Raw genomic sequence first — 18033 nt, forward strand, 5'->3', positions numbered from 1 at the left:
CAAGTGCAGTAGACGAACGGTAATGATTCTCAACACTCGCGTCCCGGTGGCGAGCCGGCTACGAATTGATGATGAACTGCAGGAGCGAGCTTTGCGCGATCTTGCAGAAGAGCTCGCGAGCAAGCTCGCTCCTACAGGAGAAGAGGGGGTCAGAGGGTTTGTGCGGGTTTCGGGATCTGGCACAGGGTGTGGGTGCCGGGTTGCAGGTAAGGGGTGAGAATGGGCGCCATGCCCTTGAGCACTTGCACCGGCAATGCCGAGGTGAACTTGAAGGCTTCGGCCGAGCGCCCGGGTACGAAGGCGGTCAAGGTGCCGAAATGATGGTCGCCGATGTAAAACACGAAAGTGGCGGTGCGGTTGATTGATTTGGAACTGAGGATTCGTCCGCCAGCCCCCATGCTTTCGATCCGGTTGTCACCGGTACCGGTTTTGCCGCCCATGGCCAGCGGGGTGCCATTGTCCAGTTTGAAGCTGCCCGATACGCGTCGCGCCGTACCTGCATCCACCACTTGGGACAGGGCATCGCGCAGTGCGCTGGCAACTTCGCTGGGCATCACCCGGACCCCTTTGTCGGGATCGTTTACCAGGCGGGTTTCGTACGGCGTATCTGCGGCGAAATGCAGGGTATCAATGCGCAACACCGGCAAACGGACGCCATCGTTAAGGATGATCCCCATCAGCTCCGAGAGCGCTGCCGGACGGTCACCGGAACTGCCCAGTGCTGTGGCGAGGGACGGTACCAGATGGTCGAACGGGTAGCCCACCTGTTGCCAGCGCTGGTGAATATCAAGGAAGGCTTCGATTTCCAGCATGGTGCGAATCCGGCTGTCCCGGGCGCTTCTGTGCTTGCTTTTAAACAGCCAGCTGTAGACTTCCTGACGCTCGAATTCACTGGCGGCTATTGCTTGCTGGAAGGTGGCCTGGGGATTGTTCAGCAGATAGCCCAGCAGCCACAGATCCAGTGGATGGACTTTGGCAATGTAGCCCTGGTCCGGCAGGTCGTAGGTGCCGGGGCCATAGCCTTGGTAAAGCCTGGCCAGACGTTCGTCGGTGATCTTGTCGCTGCTGAGGTGCGAACGTACGAACCTGTTGAACGTGGCCTGCTCAGCATGGGGGAACAGATAGCGGTGCACCGCGGACATGCGAATGGCGGTGGGGTGCATGCTGTCGAGAAAGGTCTCCAGGCGCGCCTTGGAATCCTTGCCTTTGTATTTTTTCCAGAACTTGAGCATGTAGGTCGTACCTTCGCGGTCGGCGAAGCGGCTCAGGTATTCCTGCCGGCGCGGGTTCTGGTCATCGCGAAGCAATTCGGCATTGTTGCTGGGTGCCTGGTAAGAGGTGTAGCGCACCACATCGCGCATAAGGCGCACGAACGGCAGGTTGATCGATTCCCGTATCGCGTCCCGCAGGGAGGGGCTGCGGTTGTTGTCCTGATTGCGGAAGTTGTGGAAGTGATGCATGCCGCCCCCGGTAAAGAAACCTTCCCCGGGGTTGGCTGAATACTGCCGGTCCAGAGCCGCATCGAGCATTTTGGCGAGGCTGGCGCCGGGGTTCTGGATCATGTAGGCCAGGGCCCAGCGAGTCAGAGGGTCTTGATCGGTAATCTGGATTTTTTTCAGGTCGGCGCTCGACTGGCTGGCATAACGCTCATGCAGCTCGGAAATGATTTGCAGGTAGGTGGTCATGACCCGCAGTTTGGCGGTTGAACCCAGCTCCAGCTTGCTGCCTTCATTGATATCAAAGGGTTGGTCGGTGCTGTCGGTCTGCACCCGCGCGCGCGCGCCATCGGGGGTGAGTTCAAACAGAGTGAAGCTGTAACGCACTTGCGCGGTACTGGTTGGCGTCAGCAAGCTCGGGCCCAACAGACCCAGCTTGCCGGCAAACACGGGGTCAGCCAGTTTGCGCAGGTAGTCACTGGCCTGCTGCTGCAAATCACCCTGCAAGGTGCTGGTGGCTGACAGGTCAAGGCGATCGAGATCATAGAGCGGGCGCTTGAGCAGGACCGATAGCCGACTGCGGGCGAGGCTGATGCCCTTGTTGGTTTCGACGGGTTGAATCGTCGGCGCCTGTTGCCAGTCGCGGTAGGTCACGCGGCTGGCCAGGGCGGCGGTTGTCAGTGCGGGATCGATCACATTGCTCTGCGCAAGCAATCGTATGTGGCTGTCGGTCAGTTGCGCCAGTTCATCGCGGCCCTTGGTCAAATAATGTGACGGGCGACGCTGGGCAATCATCAGCGACAGCACCTCGCGCAGCGCCAGGCCTTTATCTGCCAGGCTTTTTGGGTCAGTAGCGGGGCTGCTCAACTGTTGATTGACCTGATTGAAGTCGGCGCCGTACCACACGCGCAGACCCTCAGCCATACCATGCACTTCGCCGTGGCCGGGTACCGCGGAAAGCGGCACGCTGTTGAGGTAGTCGCGTACCACTTTCTGGCGTGCTTCCAGTGTTTGCGGACCACCCTGATAAGCCCGCACGCTGGCTGAAATCATTTGCCGCAGCTTTTCGCCACCGGACAACGTCAAACCATCCGGAGAGTGGCGGTATTTTTCGAGTTGTGTGGCCAGGGTGCTGCCCCCTGCCGACTGGCCGGGCAAGTGCAACAGTTTGGCCACTTGAGAGTATGCCGCCATGGCGAAACGCGGCCAGTCGACCGCAGGGTTGGCCATTGGCAGTTTTGGGTCCAGCAGGTCGCGGTTTTCAATAAACAGCAGGCTGTGAACCATCAGTGGCGGAATACTCGCAAAGCTGGAGTACAGATGCTGCGGGTAATCGTACTGGTACAGGGGGCTGCCGGCACAGTCGGTGATAGACAGCCCGGCCTGGATTTTTTCGGCGTAGGGCACGAAAAATCCTTTCTCGCTGTAGCTGAGGAGCTCAGGGGAGAAGCGGGTTTGCTCAGCGATTATGTAGTCACGCTTTAACAGACGCGGCAGGAAATCACCCAGGGCGCTGTAGCCCAGGCGCTGGTCGAAAGGGCCTGTTCCGGGATAGCGGATCGAGTCTGTGGGACCTGCATGCATCGAGTAGCTCAGGGACGCAGCAAAACGGCTGAACTCCCGGGCCTGGAGTTTTGAAGTGCGCACTTCGTTGGCAATGGCAAACCCGCAGACGATCAGTGTGATTAACACCAGGAGCCAGAATAAACCCCAGCCATAGCGCCCCGATTTGCCCTTTTCTGGTTGGGGCACAGGTTCCGCCATTGTCGTTGATGGCTCTGCGGTTTTATTGGAATTGGAATGCCACAGTACGCCCATAGTTTGCAGATCCAGATGCGCATATTGGCTGCGCTTGAATGAAGCGTAGACGCTGACGCAAGCAGGCGAAAAGATTTGTGCCGTGGAAGTGAACAGAATTTTGCGACCCTGGCCGTTACCCAAGTGTTAAGTGGTATTAGTCCTAAAGTGCAGGACTAGAGCCTTCAAGCAGCAAAACAGGTCTTGGAACGGGGCATGACTGTGCACCAGCCCTATGCAATACTCGCCGCCGATCTCAACAGGGCATTTCCCTTTTGGTCCATCGACCTACAAGGTCAGGGCCGATCAAGAGGCAAGCCAGGTCACTCACCCGGTTTGGTCGAGCGCTCAGTTGATGCACATCCAAAAACAATACGAGGTTGTACTTTTATGCCAGTCGGCAACCACCAGCCCCACGGTGAAACCGCACAAGGCGGTCCGCTCAAGCGCGAGCTGGGCGAACGCCACATTCGCCTGATGGCCCTTGGCGCCTGCATCGGTGTCGGCCTGTTTCTGGGCTCGGCCAAAGCAATTGAAATGGCCGGCCCGGCCATCATGCTGTCTTACATCATCGGTGGCCTGGCCATTCTGGTGATCATGCGCGCACTCGGCGAAATGGCCGTGCACAACCCGGTAGCCGGCTCGTTCAGTCGCTACGCCCAGGATTACCTGGGGCCATTGGCCGGATTTCTGACCGGCTGGAACTACTGGTTCCTGTGGCTGGTGACCTGCGTTGCCGAAATCACCGCGGTGGCGGTGTACATGGGTGTCTGGTTTCCCGATGTCCCGCGCTGGATCTGGGCGCTGGCTGCGCTGATCAGCATGGGCTCGATCAACCTGATTGCAGTCAAAGCCTTCGGCGAGTTTGAATTCTGGTTTGCTCTGATCAAGATCGTCACCATCATTGCGATGGTGATCGGCGGCATCGGCATTATCGCGTTCGGCTTTGGCAACAATGGCGTAGCGTTGGGTATTTCCAATCTCTGGACCCATGGCGGCTTCTTGCCCAATGGCATCCAGGGCGTGCTGATGTCCCTGCAAATGGTGATGTTCGCCTACCTTGGTGTGGAAATGATCGGCCTGACTGCCGGTGAAGCCAAGAACCCGCAAAAGACTATCCCGAGCGCGATCGGTTCGGTGTTCTGGCGCATTTTGCTGTTCTACGTCGGCGCGCTGTTTGTGATTCTGTCGATCTACCCGTGGAACGAAATCGGCACCTCGGGCAGCCCGTTTGTGATGACCTTCGAGCGTCTGGGTATCAAGACAGCGGCAGGCATCATCAACTTCGTGGTGATTACGGCAGCACTGTCATCGTGCAACGGCGGTATTTTCAGCACGGGCCGCATGCTCTACAGCCTCGCGCAAAACGGTCAGGCCCCGGCCAACTTCGGCACCACCTCGAAAAATGGTGTGCCGCGTCAGGCATTGCTGTTGTCGATTGCGGTGTTGCTGATGGGCGTATTGCTTAACTACCTGGCGCCCGGACAAGTGTTCGTGTGGGTGACTGCGATTGCGACCTTTGGTGCGATCTGGACCTGGCTGATGATCCTGCTGGCTCAACTGCGCTTCCGTAAAAGTCTGAGCCCTGAAGAAGCCGCCGGCCTGAAGTACCGCATGTGGCTGTACCCTTACAGTTCATACGCCGCTTTGGGATTCTTGCTGATGGTTGTAGGGCTGATGGCCTACTTCGAGGAAACCCGGATCGCCCTGTTCGTGGGCCCGGCGTTCCTGATTCTGCTGACGGTGCTGTTCTACGTGTTCAAGCTGCAGCCGACCCAGACAACATCGCCAGCGGTCCGTAGTTAACTCCCCCTGCACCGCTCATTCTGCAGTAGCGAGCTTGCTCGCGCTGCAATCACCTCGGTCAATCCGTTAAACCGAAGTGATTGCATCGCTGGCAAGCCAGCTCCCACAGTGCTGCTTATCTGCCAAGCCAGCTCCCACAGTGCTGCTTACCTGGCAAGCCAGCTCCCACAGTGCTGCTTACTTGGCAGGTCGGGCCAGGCGCTTGTTCCAGTCCAGCCATGCGGCCAGCACGGCCATGATTCCCACGCCCATCAGGGCGCTAAAAATCTGCATCACCATGACGTCCCCCCCCAGTGCATTCAGCATGTCGGCCAGCGGCGCCAGAATCACCCCCAGACAAAACACTTCCAGAGAGTAGCGACCCATGCGGCAGGTTTGCCGGGCGAACCAGTTGTTCAGCCAGCCACTGTGGGGCACCAACCTGGCAACCACGTAAGCCAGCGCCAGAAAGTGCAGCAAGCGAACCGGCGAGAGATTGGTCTTGCTGATCGGATACAGGTATTCCCCCAGCCATGGCGGCATGACTGCGTCGTGCAACTGAGGCCACTTCCATGACAACGCCAGCAGACCTGTGAGCAACAGGTACACCACAGCCGTCATAAACAGGGGTTGATGCGACAACGCTCGAGTTTCAGGCGCCTTGCCTTGTTGTCCGTGAAGCGCAGCCGCGCCCCCCAGAATGAACAGGAATTGCCAGGCCATCGGGTTAAAGAACCACACGCCGCCTTCCTGGGCCGCGAAGTTCCACACCGGTGCCAGCAAGTACAGCGCGAACGACACGGCCAACACGTATCGGGCTTTGCGCAGCAACATCGGCAGCACCAGCGGCAAGCCCAGCAACAGCACGATATACAGCGGCAGCGGGTCCATCAGGTTGGGTTTGAAACGCAGGAGCAGCTCGTCGGTCAGTGCCTGTTGCGGGTTGCTCAGGAAATACTGCAAGCCCATCTCTTGCACCAGATCCCGGGTCTCTACATGGCTGTTGGCAAAGAACACGATGCCCATCAGCACCGCGAGCAAGAAAATATGCACCACATACAGCACCCAGGCGCGGCGCAGGATTTTTACTCCGGCGATCAGCAGGCCGTCACGCTGTGCGATTTTTCCGTAGGCCAGTACCGCGGCATAACCGGCCAGGAAGACAAAGATTTCTGCGGCATCACTGAGGCCGAAATTACGCACGGTCAGTTCGGCCAACGGGTTGTGCGGGATGTGATCCCAGAAGATAAAGATCAGCGCCAGCCCGCGAAAGAAATCGATGCGGTGGTCGCGTCCGTTAATCGTCACGGTGAGTACTCAAACGAAAGGTTGAATTAAGACCGGCGCGCGTAACAGATGATGCGCGCCGTACATCGGCGGCGCGCAGGGTGCGGGTATTGGTAGCTAATTGCAAAGGTTGGATATTGCAGAATATCTCAAGGGCCACAGGTTGGTGTCGTCAAAAGGCATTCATGAACATAAACCTGCATTCCTGCGACTGGCATGCATTGATCTGCGGCACCAACCGCCTGAAATGCTCACTTTGGCAGTGAGCATTCAGAGCGGCCTGATCGGGCCATTGCTCGACAAAAATAAAATGCCCCGGATCCTGGTGATCCACATACAAGTCGTAAGCGATGCAGTCAGGCTCCAGGCGGGTTTTTTCCACCAGCTCGGCGTACCACGGGCGCACAGTTTCAAGGTGTTCGTGCTTGATGAAGTCTTCGGCAATCACTTTCAACATGTTGATCAGTCCTGGTCAGGCTGCGGCAATTTCATTGGGTTCAAAGCTGTCGGCCCGGGCCATTTGCCACATGCGCGAATAGAACTCGCCATTGATCTCGCCGGTCAGCAACTCGCCGGGTTTGAGGAACACGTGCAGTTGCGAGAACAGTTTGATTTCGGTGGCCGAGACACGGCGCACCAGGTGTTTGGCCGAGAGTTGTGCCGGGTGTTCCAGGCCTGCTGCCGCGAGCATTTCGGCCAGTGCCTTGAGGGTGTTGGTGTGGAACTGCAACACCCGCTGCGCCTTGTCCGGTACCACCAGCGCACGCTGGCGCAGAGGGTCTTGAGTGGCGACGCCGGTCGGGCATTTGTTGGTGTGGCACGATTGCGACTGAATGCAGCCGACGGCAAACATGAAGCCCCGGGCCGAGTTGGCCCAGTCGGCGCCAATGGCCAGCACGCTGGCAATGTCGAAGGCGCTGACAATCTTGCCGCTGGCTCCCAGCTTGATTTTGTCCCGCAGGTTCAAGCCCACCAAGGTGTTGTGGACGAACAGCAAGCCTTCGCGCATCGGCGCGCCGATGTGGTCGGTGAACTCCACCGGGGCGGCGCCGGTACCGCCTTCCTTGCCATCGATGACGATAAAGTCGGGGAGGATGCCGGTTTCGAGCATGGCCTTGGCAATCCCCATGAACTCCCACGGATGGCCCAGGCAGAACTTGAAGCCGACAGGCTTGCCACCGGATAGCTCACGTAACTGGGCGATGAATTGCATCAGTTCCAGTGGTGTTGAAAATGCACTGTGGCGCGAAGGCGAGATGCAATCTTCGCCCATGGGGACGCCGCGGGTTTCGGCAATTTCCGGGGTGACCTTGTGCTTGGGCAGAATACCGCCATGGCCCGGTTTGGCACCCTGGCTCATTTTGATTTCGATCATCCGTACTTGCGGGGTGCGGGCCTGTTCGGCAAAGCGCTCGGGATCGAATCGACCGTCAGAGGTACGGCAGCCGAAGTAGCCGCTGCCCAGTTCCCAGGTCAGGTCACCGCCGTTTTCACGGTGGTAGGAACTGATGCTGCCTTCGCCGGTATCGTGGGCAAAGTTACCGAGCTTGGCGCCCTGGTTCAGCGCGCGAATGGCATTGGCACTCAGCGAGCCAAAACTCATCGCCGAAATATTGAAGATGGAGGCCGAGTACGGCTGGGTGCATTGCGGGCCACCGATGATGATGCGGAAGCTGGCGGGGTCGGTGAGCGGTGCCGGGCGCATGGAGTGGCCGATAAATTCGAAGCCGGGCTGGTACACGTCAACCAGGGTGCCAAAAGGTTTGTCGGCGCTTTCGTTCTTGGCGCGGGAATAGACCAGGGAGCGTTGCGCCCGCGAGAAGGGCAGTGCGTCGCTGTCGGACTCCAGCAGGTACTGGCGGATCTCCGGGCGGATAGCCTCCACCAGATAGCGGATATTGCCCAGGATCGGATAGTTACGGCGCACCGCGTGGGGGCTTTGCAGCAGGTCGAAAATCCCCAGCACGCTCAAGATAAGGGTCACGGTGGTGAATGGCCATAACCACTCGTAGTGCATAAATGGCAGGCTGGCGAGAGTGAAAATCACGCAGAAGGCAAAAAACGCATAGCGGCTTAGCAGTGACAGGCTCATAGGGTTTCCTGTTTCAGGCTTGTCTGTTCAGGCGGGCGTCGAACAGAAAAAACGGGGCGGTAAACCCCCGGCGATACAGCTGTAGCAGTCGGCTCCCTCTCTGGACTGGAGGTTTGCTGACAAGGCATCTTACCCATTGAACGGGGCTTAGTGTCTTAAAGACGGCAAATGTCCATACAGAGGGTTCGGTTATGCGCGGCATCTGTGTCTTTGCATGGGCGCCAAGCCATGTGATCCTTCGCGCTCTTTCTACGCTGCTGGCCGATTCTTGTGACGTCTTCTGAACGCTGCACCGCAACCCCTGACATCATCCGTATTGCTGCTGCTCTGCTGATCGGTCCCGATGGCCGAACCCTGCTGGTGCGCAAGCGCGGCACCCTGGCGTTTATGCAGCCGGGTGGCAAGATCGAACCCCACGAGCAGCCGATCGCTGCCCTGGCCCGTGAACTGGAAGAAGAGCTGGCATTAAAGATTGATCCGGCCAATGCCACCTACCTGGGCCACTTTTCGGCACCGGCGGTCAATGAGCCGGGATTTGAAGTGCAGGCCGAGCTGTTTCTGCTGCATATCCAGCAGTCAGTGGCGCCCGCCGCCGAGATTGAAGAAGTGCAGTGGATCGATCCGCAGGGTGATGGCGGGCTGATATTGGCTCCCTTGACCCGAGACCTGATCCTGCCGTTTTATCGCGACACCATGCTGACCTCAGCCTGATTCCTTTTCTGACAAGGACTGACCATGATTCCTGCTCAAGACCTGCTGATTTTCGCTGCGGCGTGTTTGCTGATGGTTTTGACGCCGGGGCCAAACATGATTTACCTGATTTCGCGCTCGATCTGTCAGGGGCGAAAAGCGGGGGTGACCTCATTGGTCGGTGTGGTCGCAGGTTTTTTGGTGCACATGTTTGCCGCCGCAGCCGGGCTGACAGCGGTATTTTTAGCAGTACCAATGGCCTATGAGGTCTTGAAGTGGGCGGGGGCCCTGTATCTGCTGTGGATGGCGTGGCAGGCGCTCAAGCCGGGTGCCCGCTCGCCTTTTGAAGCGCAGGAGCTGGCGCCGGACTCATCGCCCAAACTGGTGCTGATGGGGTTTATGACCAGCGTCCTGAACCCCAAGGTCGCGGTGTTTTACCTGTCGGTGTTCCCGCAATTCATCAGCCCCGAGCATGGTTCGATGTTTACCCAGAGCCTGCTGTTGGGCCTGACCCAGATCAGCGTCAGTTTCACCGTGAACCTGTTGATTGCGCTGTTTGCTTCAGGCATTGCCTTCTGGTTTGTGCGTAATCCGCTGTGGCTGGCTGTCCAGCGTTATGTCATGGGCTTTGTACTGGCCGGTCTGGCGGTAAAATTGATGCTGGAACAACGTAAAACCCTATGATTGGGCCCCGATATGGCTATAGAACTGCTTGATCCCTCACACGCCAGTGCGTATCGCCAGTTACTGCTGGAGGCCTACGCGCTGCACCCCGAGGCTTTTGTTTCCAGCCTGTCAAACCGTGAAAAGTTGCCACTGAGTTGGTGGCAAGCACAGCTGGATGATGAATTGAGCGCGCTGTTCGGCGCCTTTGTCGATGACCGGCTGGTGGGGGTAGTGGGTCTGGCTTTCGAGCCGTGGGAAGACGCCCGGCATCAGGCCACGCTGTTTGGCTTGTACGTATCCGGGGGCTTTCGCGGGCAGGGGCTGGGCGAGCACCTGGTGCAGGCAGTGTTGTCCATGGCAGAGCAGGAGCCCGAAATAAAAGTGCTGCAACTGAGCGTGAGCGCCAACAGTCCAGCGGCGCTGGCCTTGTATCACCGCTGCGGGTTTGAACAGTCGGGGCTTGAAGATTGCGCGATCCGGGTGGGGGAGGAGTATTACGACCGGGTGCATATGCGCCGGCTGGTATAAGCGACCCGCCCCTGCAGGAGCGAGCTTGCTCCCGCAGGTTGTACAGGTTCAGCGAACGGCACTCACCCCGTCCAGGGTCGAGAAGGATGTGTCTTTGGCCGTCAGCAAAAAGTCGCGCATATAAGGGGCGTCGAGCATATCGGCACGTACCGCCGCGTAGAGCGTGGCAAACAACCCTTTCTCACCGAGGCGCTTGGCTTTCACGTAGCCGCGCGAGCTGTATTCATGCAAGGCCCAGTGCGGCATCCCGCATACACCACGGCCACTGGCTACGAGCTGCATCATCATGACGGTCAACTCGGAGGTGCGCACTTGTGCCGGTTCAACGTCTGCCGGCTCTAAAAAGCGGGTGAAAATATCGAGCCGGTCGCGCTCCACCGGGTAGGTAATCAGAGTCTCAGTGCTCAAATCTTCCGGTACGATAAACGGCTTGCTGGCCAGAGCATGCTGATTGGCAACGGCCAACATGGCTTCGTAGGTAAACAGCGGCACATACGTCAGCCCTGCAATCTCTTGCGGGTCAGAAGTAACCACCAGATCCAGATCGCCCCGGGCCAGTGCAGGCAAGGGGGCGAAGGCAAAGCCCGAAGCCAGGTCCAGTTCGACCTCGGGCCAGGCGTCGCGGAACTGATCGATGGTGGGCATCAGCCACTGGAAGCAACTGTGGCACTCAATCGCCATGTGCAAACGTCCGGCCGTACCGCCGACCAAACGGGCGATATCGCGCTCGGCGCCGCGCAGCAGCGGGAGCATGGCATCGGCCAGTTGCAGCAGGCGCAACCCGCCGCTGGTGAAACGGACCGGTTTGGTTTTGCGCACAAACAGCGGCATGCCCATGCGTTCTTCCAGCTCTTTGAACTGGTGGGACAAAGCAGATTGTGTCAGGTGCAGCCGTTCAGCCGCTTCGACCAGGCTGTCGGACTCGCGTAATGCGTGCAGGGTTTTGAGGTGACGAATTTCCAGCACGGTGACTCCATGAGTAAATTTGATGATCAACACGAAAACGTTGAGTTTGTCTCATGTTGCAGTGCGTGTCGATAATTGTGCCATTACTTACACGAAGGAATGTCGTTATGGCCCTGGCACACAATCTTGGTTTCCCGCGTATCGGTGCGGATCGTGAACTGAAAAAAGCACTCGAAGCGTACTGGAAGGGCGATATTGACCAGGCTGCCCTGCAAGCTGTGGGGCGTGAACTGCGCGCCAGCCACTGGCAACTGCAAAAAGACGCCGGGATCGACTTACTGCCGGTGGGTGACTTTGCCTGGTACGACCAGGTGCTGACCCACTCGCTGACCTTCGGTGCCATTCCCGAGCGGTTCGCCAGTACCCTGGACGCCCAGGGCCGTCCAACCCTGAATACCCTGTTCGGCATGGCCCGTGGTGCGAGCCAGAGTTGCTGCGGCGAACACGGCAAAGGCCAGTACGCTCAAGAACTGACCAAATGGTTTGATACCAACTATCACTACCTGGTGCCGGAGTTCAGTCAGGATCAGCGTTTTGAGCTGAGCTGGAATCAGCTGTTTGAAGAAACTGCCGAGGCCCTGGCCCTGGGTCACAAGGTCAAGCCGGTGATCATAGGACCGCTGACTTTCCTGTGGCTGGGCAAGACCAAGGGCAATGAGTTCAACAAACTCGATCTGCTGGAAAACCTGTTGCCGATATACGCCGCTATTCTTTCCCGTCTGGCTGAACAAGGTGTGGAATGGGTGCAGATTGACGAACCGATTCTGTCGCTTGACCTGCCCCAGGAGTGGAAAAACGCCTTTGAGCGTGCTTACCACATCCTTCAGTACTCACCTCTGAAGAAGCTGGTAGCCACTTACTTCAGCGGTCTGGAAGACAATCTGGGGCTGGCTGTCAGCCTGCCGGTGGAAGGTTTGCACGTTGACCTGGTGCGTGCCCCTGACCAGTTGCATGCCATTCTGGATCGCCTGCCGACCTATAAAGTGTTGTCGCTGGGTCTGGTGAACGGTCGCAACGTCTGGCGCTGTGATCTGGAAAACGCCCTGGCCCAATTGCAGGAAGCCGAAGAACGCTTTGGTGACAATCTGTGGGTTGCCGGCTCTTGCTCGCTGTTGCATAGCCCGGTTGATCTGGACCGCGAAACCCGGCTGGATGCCGAGCTTAAAAGCTGGCTGGCCTTTGCCCGGCAAAAGTGCGACGAAATTGCCGTACTGCGCGATGCGCTGAATATCCCCCAGGATGCCAAAGTGCAGCAGGCGCTGGCCCAAAGCCGTGCGGTGCAGGCCAGCCGCGCCAACTCGCCACGAATTCACAAGCCTGCGGTGCAAGCACGTACCGCAGCGATCACCGCTGCGGACAGCCAGCGTCAGTCACCGTTTGCCACCCGTATCCAGTTGCAGCGCGCGCGCCTGAATCTGCCGGCATTTCCTACGACCACTATTGGATCGTTTCCGCAGACAGCATCGATTCGGCTGGCGCGGCAGTCTTACAAACAGGGCAAATTGTCGGTCAGTGAGTACACCGACGCCATGCACAGCGAAATTCGCAACGCCGTACAAACCCAGGAGCGTTTGGGGCTGGACGTGTTGGTCCACGGCGAAGCCGAACGTAACGATATGGTCGAGTACTTTGCCGAACAGCTGGATGGCTACGTGTTTACGCAATATGGCTGGGTGCAGAGCTACGGTTCGCGCTGTGTGAAGCCGGCGATCATTTTCGGCGACCTGAGCCGTCTTCAAGCCATGACCGTGGACTGGATCAAATACGCTCAGGGCCTGACCGACAAGGTAATGAAGGGCATGTTGACCGGCCCGGTGACCATGCTGATGTGGTCATTCCCCCGCGAAGATGTATCGCGCAAAGTGCAGGCGCAGCAACTGGCGCTGGCGATTCGTGACGAGGTGATCGATCTGGAAAAAGCCGGGATCAAGATTGTGCAGATTGACGAAGCGGCTTTGCGTGAAGGCCTGCCGTTGCGTCGGGCGCAGTGGCAGGAATACCTGGACTGGGCAGTGGAGGCTTTTCGCCTGTGTGCTTCGGGAGTCGGGGACGAAACACAGATTCATACCCACATGTGCTACAGCGAGTTCAACGATGTGATCAAGTCGATTGCCGAGATGGACGCTGACGTCATCACCATCGAAACCTCGCGTTCGGATATGGAACTGCTGGATGCGTTTGAAGCATTCGATTACCCGAACGACATTGGCCCGGGGGTGTATGACATCCACTCGCCACGGGTTCCGGACACGGCCGAGATGGTCAAGTTGCTGAGCAAGGCGGCCCAACGTATTCCGGCTGAGCGGTTGTGGGTAAACCCCGACTGCGGCCTCAAAACCCGCGCCTGGGCCGAGACCGAAGCGGCACTGATCAACATGGTGGCGGCGGCGCGGCAGTTGCGGGCGCAGGTTGCCTGAACCCGGCGCAGCACCTGTAGGAGCGAGCTTGCTCGCGAGCATTGGAGCTTGAAAGCTCGCGAGCATTTGATGTTGAAACTGGGGTTGGCTTTATCTGATGATTTTGTCGACGTGTATATCGAGCTTTTTCAGGCGGTACCAGAAGCTGCGTTCTGATATGCCAATCAACTGCGCTGCAGCAGCCTGGACTCCGTGGGCTTGTTGCAGGGCCGCCAGGATGTAGGCTTTTTCCACTTCAGCCAGCGCCGCTTCCAGATCGGGCGGTACGCTCGGGCCCGGGCTCGGCAGGGCGCTGGTCTGGCTCGGCTGGGCACTGAACAGGTACGGCGGCAGGTCACTGTCCTGGATTGTGCTGCTGGTGGCCACAATGGTGGCGCGCTCGACGCAGTTCTGCAGTTCGCGAATGTTGCCGGGCCAGCTGTATTCGGCCATTGCCCGCAAGGCACTGGGGCTGAAACCGCTGATCCGTTTGCCAGCAGTAGCCCCCAGATTGTGGGCGAAGTGCCGCGCCAGCGCAGCGATGTCTTCAACCCGCTCGCGCAAGGCAGGCAGGGGAATCGGGAATACATTCAGGCGGTAGTACAGATCCTCGCGAAACTCTTTGTTGGCCACGGCTTCCAGCAGGTTTTTATTGGTGGCTGCAATGACCCGGACATCGACCTTGCGCTCGCGGGGATCTCCAACGGGCTCAATGACTCGCTCTTGCAGCGCGCGCAAGATCTTGGCCTGCAGGGCCAGGGGCATATCACCCACTTCATCGAGAAACAAAGTGCCTTTGTCCGCTTGCATGAAGCGCCCGACACGATCAGCGACGGCACCGGTAAAGGCGCCTTTGCGATGACCGAACATCTCGCTTTCCAGCAGCCCTTCAGGAATCGCCGCACAATTGACCGCGACAAAGGGTTTGTCGGCCCGGCTACCGTGGTTGTGGATGGCACGGGCGACCATCTCTTTGCCGGTACCGCTTTCACCGGTCAGCAGGATGGTGGCGTTGCTGTCACGCACCGAGTCGATGGCCTGCAACACCCGGCGAAAACTCGGGCTGTCACCTATCAGGCTCTCGATATGCCAGTGCTCGTCGAGTTCGGCGCGCATGCGTGCGTTATCGCGCAGGATGTCGCGAAACTGCAGGGCTTTGCTGACGGTGATGTCCAGTTCGTCGATATCGAAGGGTTTGGCAATGTAGTCGTAGGCGCCATCGCGCATCGACTGTACGGCGTTTTTCACCGTGCTGTAGGCCGTCATCACAATGACTGGCAGATGCGGATAACGCACCTTGACCTCGGCCAGTAACTGCGAGCCGTCCATGCCGGGCATGCGCCAGTCGCTGATGATCAGGTCGATGTCTTCCTGTTCCAGAATGGCCAGTGCGTGCAGGCCGTTGCCTGCGGTAAATACCTGCACCTCGTTCTGGCTCAGCGCGGAACTGAGCAGGTCGCAAAGTTTCGGCTCGTCGTCGACCACCAGGATGTTGTGACTCATGACTCATCCCCTCCGTGGGCCGGAATATACAGGTTGAAGGTGGTTCCGGCGTTTTTCTCGCTGATGCATTCAATCCGGCCGTCGTGGTTTTCCATAATGGAGAACACTTTGGGCAGACCCAGGCCCGTACCCGATGCCTTGGTGGTGACAAAAGGCGTGAAAATTCGCTCGATCATGTCAGGTTCAATACCTTGGCCGTTATCGATAATGCTGATCACGGTGTCATTGTTGGTGTCACGGGCAATGCGCAATGTCAGGTGCCCTCCGTCAGGCATTGCGTCTATGGCATTGATGATCAGGTTCAGGCAAGCCTGTTTCAGTTGCCGGGTGTCTGCATAAATGGTTGCCCCGGGGGCTTTGTCGTCTATTTCGGTTCTGATGTTGTGGCTGTCCAGCTCGGGCTTGCAGAAGCCCAGAATATCTTCGACCAGAAGTCGTGCCGGCTGAACTGAACGCACCGGTGCACTGGGTTTGGCAAAGTCCAGAAAGTCGGTAATGAGCTCGTTGATTCGAGATACCTCGCTGACCACGTACTCCAGATGGCGCTTGTCGGTTTCGTCCAGATTGGCCCGCCGGTGCAGCAGTTGGGTGGCGGTTTTGATAATGCCCAGCGGATTGCGGATTTCGTGGGCCAGGCCCATGGCGACCTCGCCCAGGGCATGCAGGCGATCACGCCGGCGCAACTGGGCCTCTAGATGATGCAACTGGGCCAGGCGTACGGTCATGTGGTTGAAGGTGCTGCTCAACTCAGCCAGTTCGTCCCGGCCAGACACCGCGACCAGTTGCGTGTAATCCCCGGCAATCACTGCCCGTACACCTTCAGACAGACCGCGCAGTGGCCGGGTCAGGCGCTCGGAAACCAGCCAGCCAACGCTTAGCGAAAGTATCGAGCCGACCAGGAAAATCAGTGCAAACAGGTTGCTCTGATTGACCAGGCCGACAAGGCTGGTATGGCGTAGCAAACCACTGTAAATCACGCCTTGCAGTTCACCGGTACCGTTGAGGATTGGCCAGTACAGTCCGCTGTAGCGAGTGGTGAATTGCTCGCTGGGCTGTTTGGTCTCGCGCAGTATTTGCTCGATGGCAGTCGGCACCTGAAGCTCACGGTCATCAAAGTGCTGACTGGAGAAAATTTCGGAATAGCCATTACCACTGGCCAGGTACAGGCGCAGGTCCAGGGAGTGGACGTCAGCGACGCTGGTCAAAAAGCTGTTGTCCATGTAAGTGGCAACCAGTAATTGATACGCCTCGCCATCCTGGGTGGTAGGAAAGGTCGAAACCACTGTGCCGGTGGGCACGCCGCCCACGTCGATGGTTTGCAGCACGGCATTGGGCGCCATGCTGATCTGGTCAACGATGGCTTCACTGGCCGTGCTGAATACCACTTTGTGGTCACTGCTGCGAATCAGCGCCACCACGTTAATGTCCATTGCACTGGCAATGTCGGCGGTCAACTTGTCGTGGCGCAGGGCTGTATGGGAGGTAGGCGGGTGGGTATAGCGCAGGAACAATTGCGCCGCGCGGGCATTGTCTTGAACGATTTCGCCGATTTCGTCTTTGACGATTTCGGTCGATTCCTGCAGCCAGACGCGCACGTTGTTGTCGAAAATATGCGACAGCGTGGTGGCGGCCAGTTCGGCGGCGATCATGGTGGGGATGACGCTGACCAGCCAGAAGGCCAGTACCAGTTTGCGCTGAACCGTCCAGCGCGAGACCTTGAACGCTGGAGCATTGCGCTTTGATTCAGAGGTGATTGGCATTAATGCTCGCTTATCGCTGCCGCAAGGGCGGGGTCATGACGGTCTGGGCGGACGAATAGTTTTACTAACTTGAGCATGTTATTGACCAACCCGTTGCGATGGCGGAAGAACAGCGTATTGCTCTGGAAGGTGCAGCCCAGGCGAACTTTGCTGGCGTATCCGGCCTGGCCACATTCGTATAGCGCAATTCTGTTACGGATGCAGTAGTCGACGTTCTCCATCCAGCTTCTGAAATACAAGCTGTACTCACGTGTCAGTTCAAGGTCGTGACCGAAAAATTTGTCCACCAGCCGATGTTCGTCGATCAGTAGCAGATTGAACGCTACCAGTTGATCATCGAGCCAATACAGCACGCAGAGCGCCCTGTCTCCCAGTTGCTGGAGGATACCCGTGAAATAAGCGGGCGGTAAGCGTTCGAATTGCAGGTCGCTGCGGCCCAGGCTGGCTTCGTACAAACGCATGATGTCGGGCAGGACATCGTCAATGCTGCTGCGCCATTCCACCCTGGGTCCGGGTGAGCGCAATTTGCGGCGCATGTCTTTGCGGGTGGATTTACCCAGGGAGCCGAGGTAGCAGTCAACCGAGCCAAAAGGTACGGGCAGCACGGCCCTGGGCAGGCTGGGCATGGACTGATAGCCCGCCGCCTTGCAGCTATGGGACCAGTCATCGTCATGGCTGGGGACGTCCTTGACCGCTATCAGGCCGATATCCAGCTGGCGGGCGTCGTGCTGCGCCAGAAGCAGCAGGCGTGCCAGCAGGGCCGGGCGCTGGTCAGGCGGAATATGGCTGGCGGTGCCCGCGTTGCATTGTTCGGTTACCGGGGAGCCGATGGCGTATAGAGGTAACTGCACCAGCCCCGGCAAAATATGGTTCAGCTTTTCGGTAAATCGTTTACCGATCCCCTGAACCGTGGTGTCGAGGCGATAAGAGGTGGTGAATGCGGTGGCGGCGGCAATCAGGGTCGAGCCTCTGTACAGCGTCAGGTAACGCCACTCGAAGCCCTCAATGCCGGCGTTTTCCACTGCCACGATGTAGTCCCAATCCTCCAGAGAATCTGGGAAGCAGTCATTCCAGGCCTCGCGTTCGATGGCCTGGATTGATGAAAAGGCTTGGGCTGTAATCATGGA

The 18033-nt window shown here is 58.3% G+C and carries 13 protein-coding genes; 5 read left to right on the plus strand and 8 right to left on the minus strand.

Translation table 11 applies throughout. The features are described from left to right. Positions 1-149: 149 nt before the first annotated feature. A complete protein-coding gene (locus B195_RS04810) occupies positions 150-3254 on the minus strand; it encodes a transglycosylase domain-containing protein (protein ID WP_037001601.1) in 3105 nt (1034 codons plus the stop codon). A gap of 369 nt (positions 3255-3623) precedes the next feature. Between B195_RS04810 and B195_RS04815 the strand changes: the two genes are divergently transcribed. Continuing rightward, entirely contained in the window at positions 3624-5039 is a 1416-nt protein-coding gene (locus tag B195_RS04815) for an amino acid permease (RefSeq protein ID WP_003443263.1), read from the plus strand. A 177-nt stretch (positions 5040-5216) separates the two neighbouring features. Here the strand turns inward: B195_RS04815 and B195_RS04820 are convergent, their stop codons facing one another. From B195_RS04820 to B195_RS04830, 3 genes are all read right to left on the minus strand, one after another. Next, the gene (locus B195_RS04820; protein WP_003443261.1) at positions 5217-6326 is read right to left on the minus strand and encodes an OpgC family protein; all 1110 of its coding nucleotides are present in this window, start codon (positions 6324-6326) and stop codon (positions 5217-5219) included. A gap of 151 nt (positions 6327-6477) precedes the next feature. Beyond that, complete coding sequence (locus B195_RS04825; protein WP_003443259.1) at positions 6478-6762, minus strand: putative quinol monooxygenase; 285 nt, start codon at positions 6760-6762, stop codon at positions 6478-6480. 15 nt (positions 6763-6777) lie between these two features. Then, positions 6778-8397: an FMN-binding glutamate synthase family protein gene (locus tag B195_RS04830; protein ID WP_003443257.1), complete on the minus strand. Its 1620-nt coding sequence runs from the start codon at positions 8395-8397 to the stop codon at positions 6778-6780. 270 nt (positions 8398-8667) lie between these two features. Between B195_RS04830 and B195_RS04835 the strand changes: the two genes are divergently transcribed. The 3 genes from B195_RS04835 to B195_RS04845 are packed head-to-tail and all read left to right on the plus strand — an operon-like array spanning position 8668 to position 10281. Further along, positions 8668-9108, plus strand: a complete 441-nt coding sequence (locus tag B195_RS04835; RefSeq protein ID WP_003443255.1) for an NUDIX domain-containing protein — start codon at positions 8668-8670, stop codon at positions 9106-9108. Between the two features lie 24 nt (positions 9109-9132). Beyond that, a complete protein-coding gene (locus tag B195_RS04840; protein ID WP_003443253.1) occupies positions 9133-9771 on the plus strand; it encodes a LysE family translocator in 639 nt (212 codons plus the stop codon). A 12-nt stretch (positions 9772-9783) separates the two neighbouring features. Continuing rightward, on the plus strand, positions 9784-10281 hold the full coding sequence (locus tag B195_RS04845) for a GNAT family N-acetyltransferase (protein ID WP_037001562.1): 498 nt from the start codon (positions 9784-9786) through the stop codon (positions 10279-10281). A gap of 48 nt (positions 10282-10329) precedes the next feature. Here B195_RS04845 and metR read toward each other — a convergent pair whose 3' ends face one another. Then, positions 10330-11247, minus strand: coding sequence for a transcriptional regulator MetR (metR, locus tag B195_RS04850; RefSeq protein ID WP_003443249.1), 918 nt, complete (start codon positions 11245-11247; stop codon positions 10330-10332). 107 nt (positions 11248-11354) lie between these two features. Here metR and metE point away from each other — a divergent pair, with 107 nt between their 5' ends. Next, positions 11355-13664 carry a 5-methyltetrahydropteroyltriglutamate--homocysteine S-methyltransferase gene (gene metE, locus B195_RS04855; RefSeq protein ID WP_003443246.1) on the plus strand — a complete coding sequence of 770 codons (2310 nt, stop codon included), beginning with the start codon at positions 11355-11357 and terminating at the stop codon, positions 13662-13664. A 90-nt stretch (positions 13665-13754) separates the two neighbouring features. Here metE and B195_RS04860 read toward each other — a convergent pair whose 3' ends face one another. The 3 genes from B195_RS04860 to B195_RS04870 are packed head-to-tail and all read right to left on the minus strand — an operon-like array spanning position 13755 to position 18030. Further along, positions 13755-15146, minus strand: a complete 1392-nt coding sequence (locus B195_RS04860) for a sigma-54 dependent transcriptional regulator (RefSeq protein WP_003443244.1) — start codon at positions 15144-15146, stop codon at positions 13755-13757. Continuing rightward, a complete protein-coding gene (locus B195_RS04865; RefSeq protein WP_003443243.1) occupies positions 15143-16906 on the minus strand; it encodes a HAMP domain-containing sensor histidine kinase in 1764 nt (587 codons plus the stop codon). The genes B195_RS04860 and B195_RS04865 overlap by 4 nt, the downstream gene beginning before the upstream one ends. Next, a complete protein-coding gene (locus B195_RS04870; RefSeq protein ID WP_003443241.1) occupies positions 16906-18030 on the minus strand; it encodes a GNAT family N-acetyltransferase in 1125 nt (374 codons plus the stop codon). Before B195_RS04870 ends, B195_RS04865 begins: the two co-directional genes overlap by 1 nt. Positions 18031-18033: the final 3 nt, after the last annotated feature.

It is taken from the genome of Pseudomonas sp. Lz4W, from assembly GCF_000346225.2.
Taxonomy (GTDB): Bacteria; Pseudomonadota; Gammaproteobacteria; order Pseudomonadales; family Pseudomonadaceae; genus Aquipseudomonas; species Aquipseudomonas paraversuta.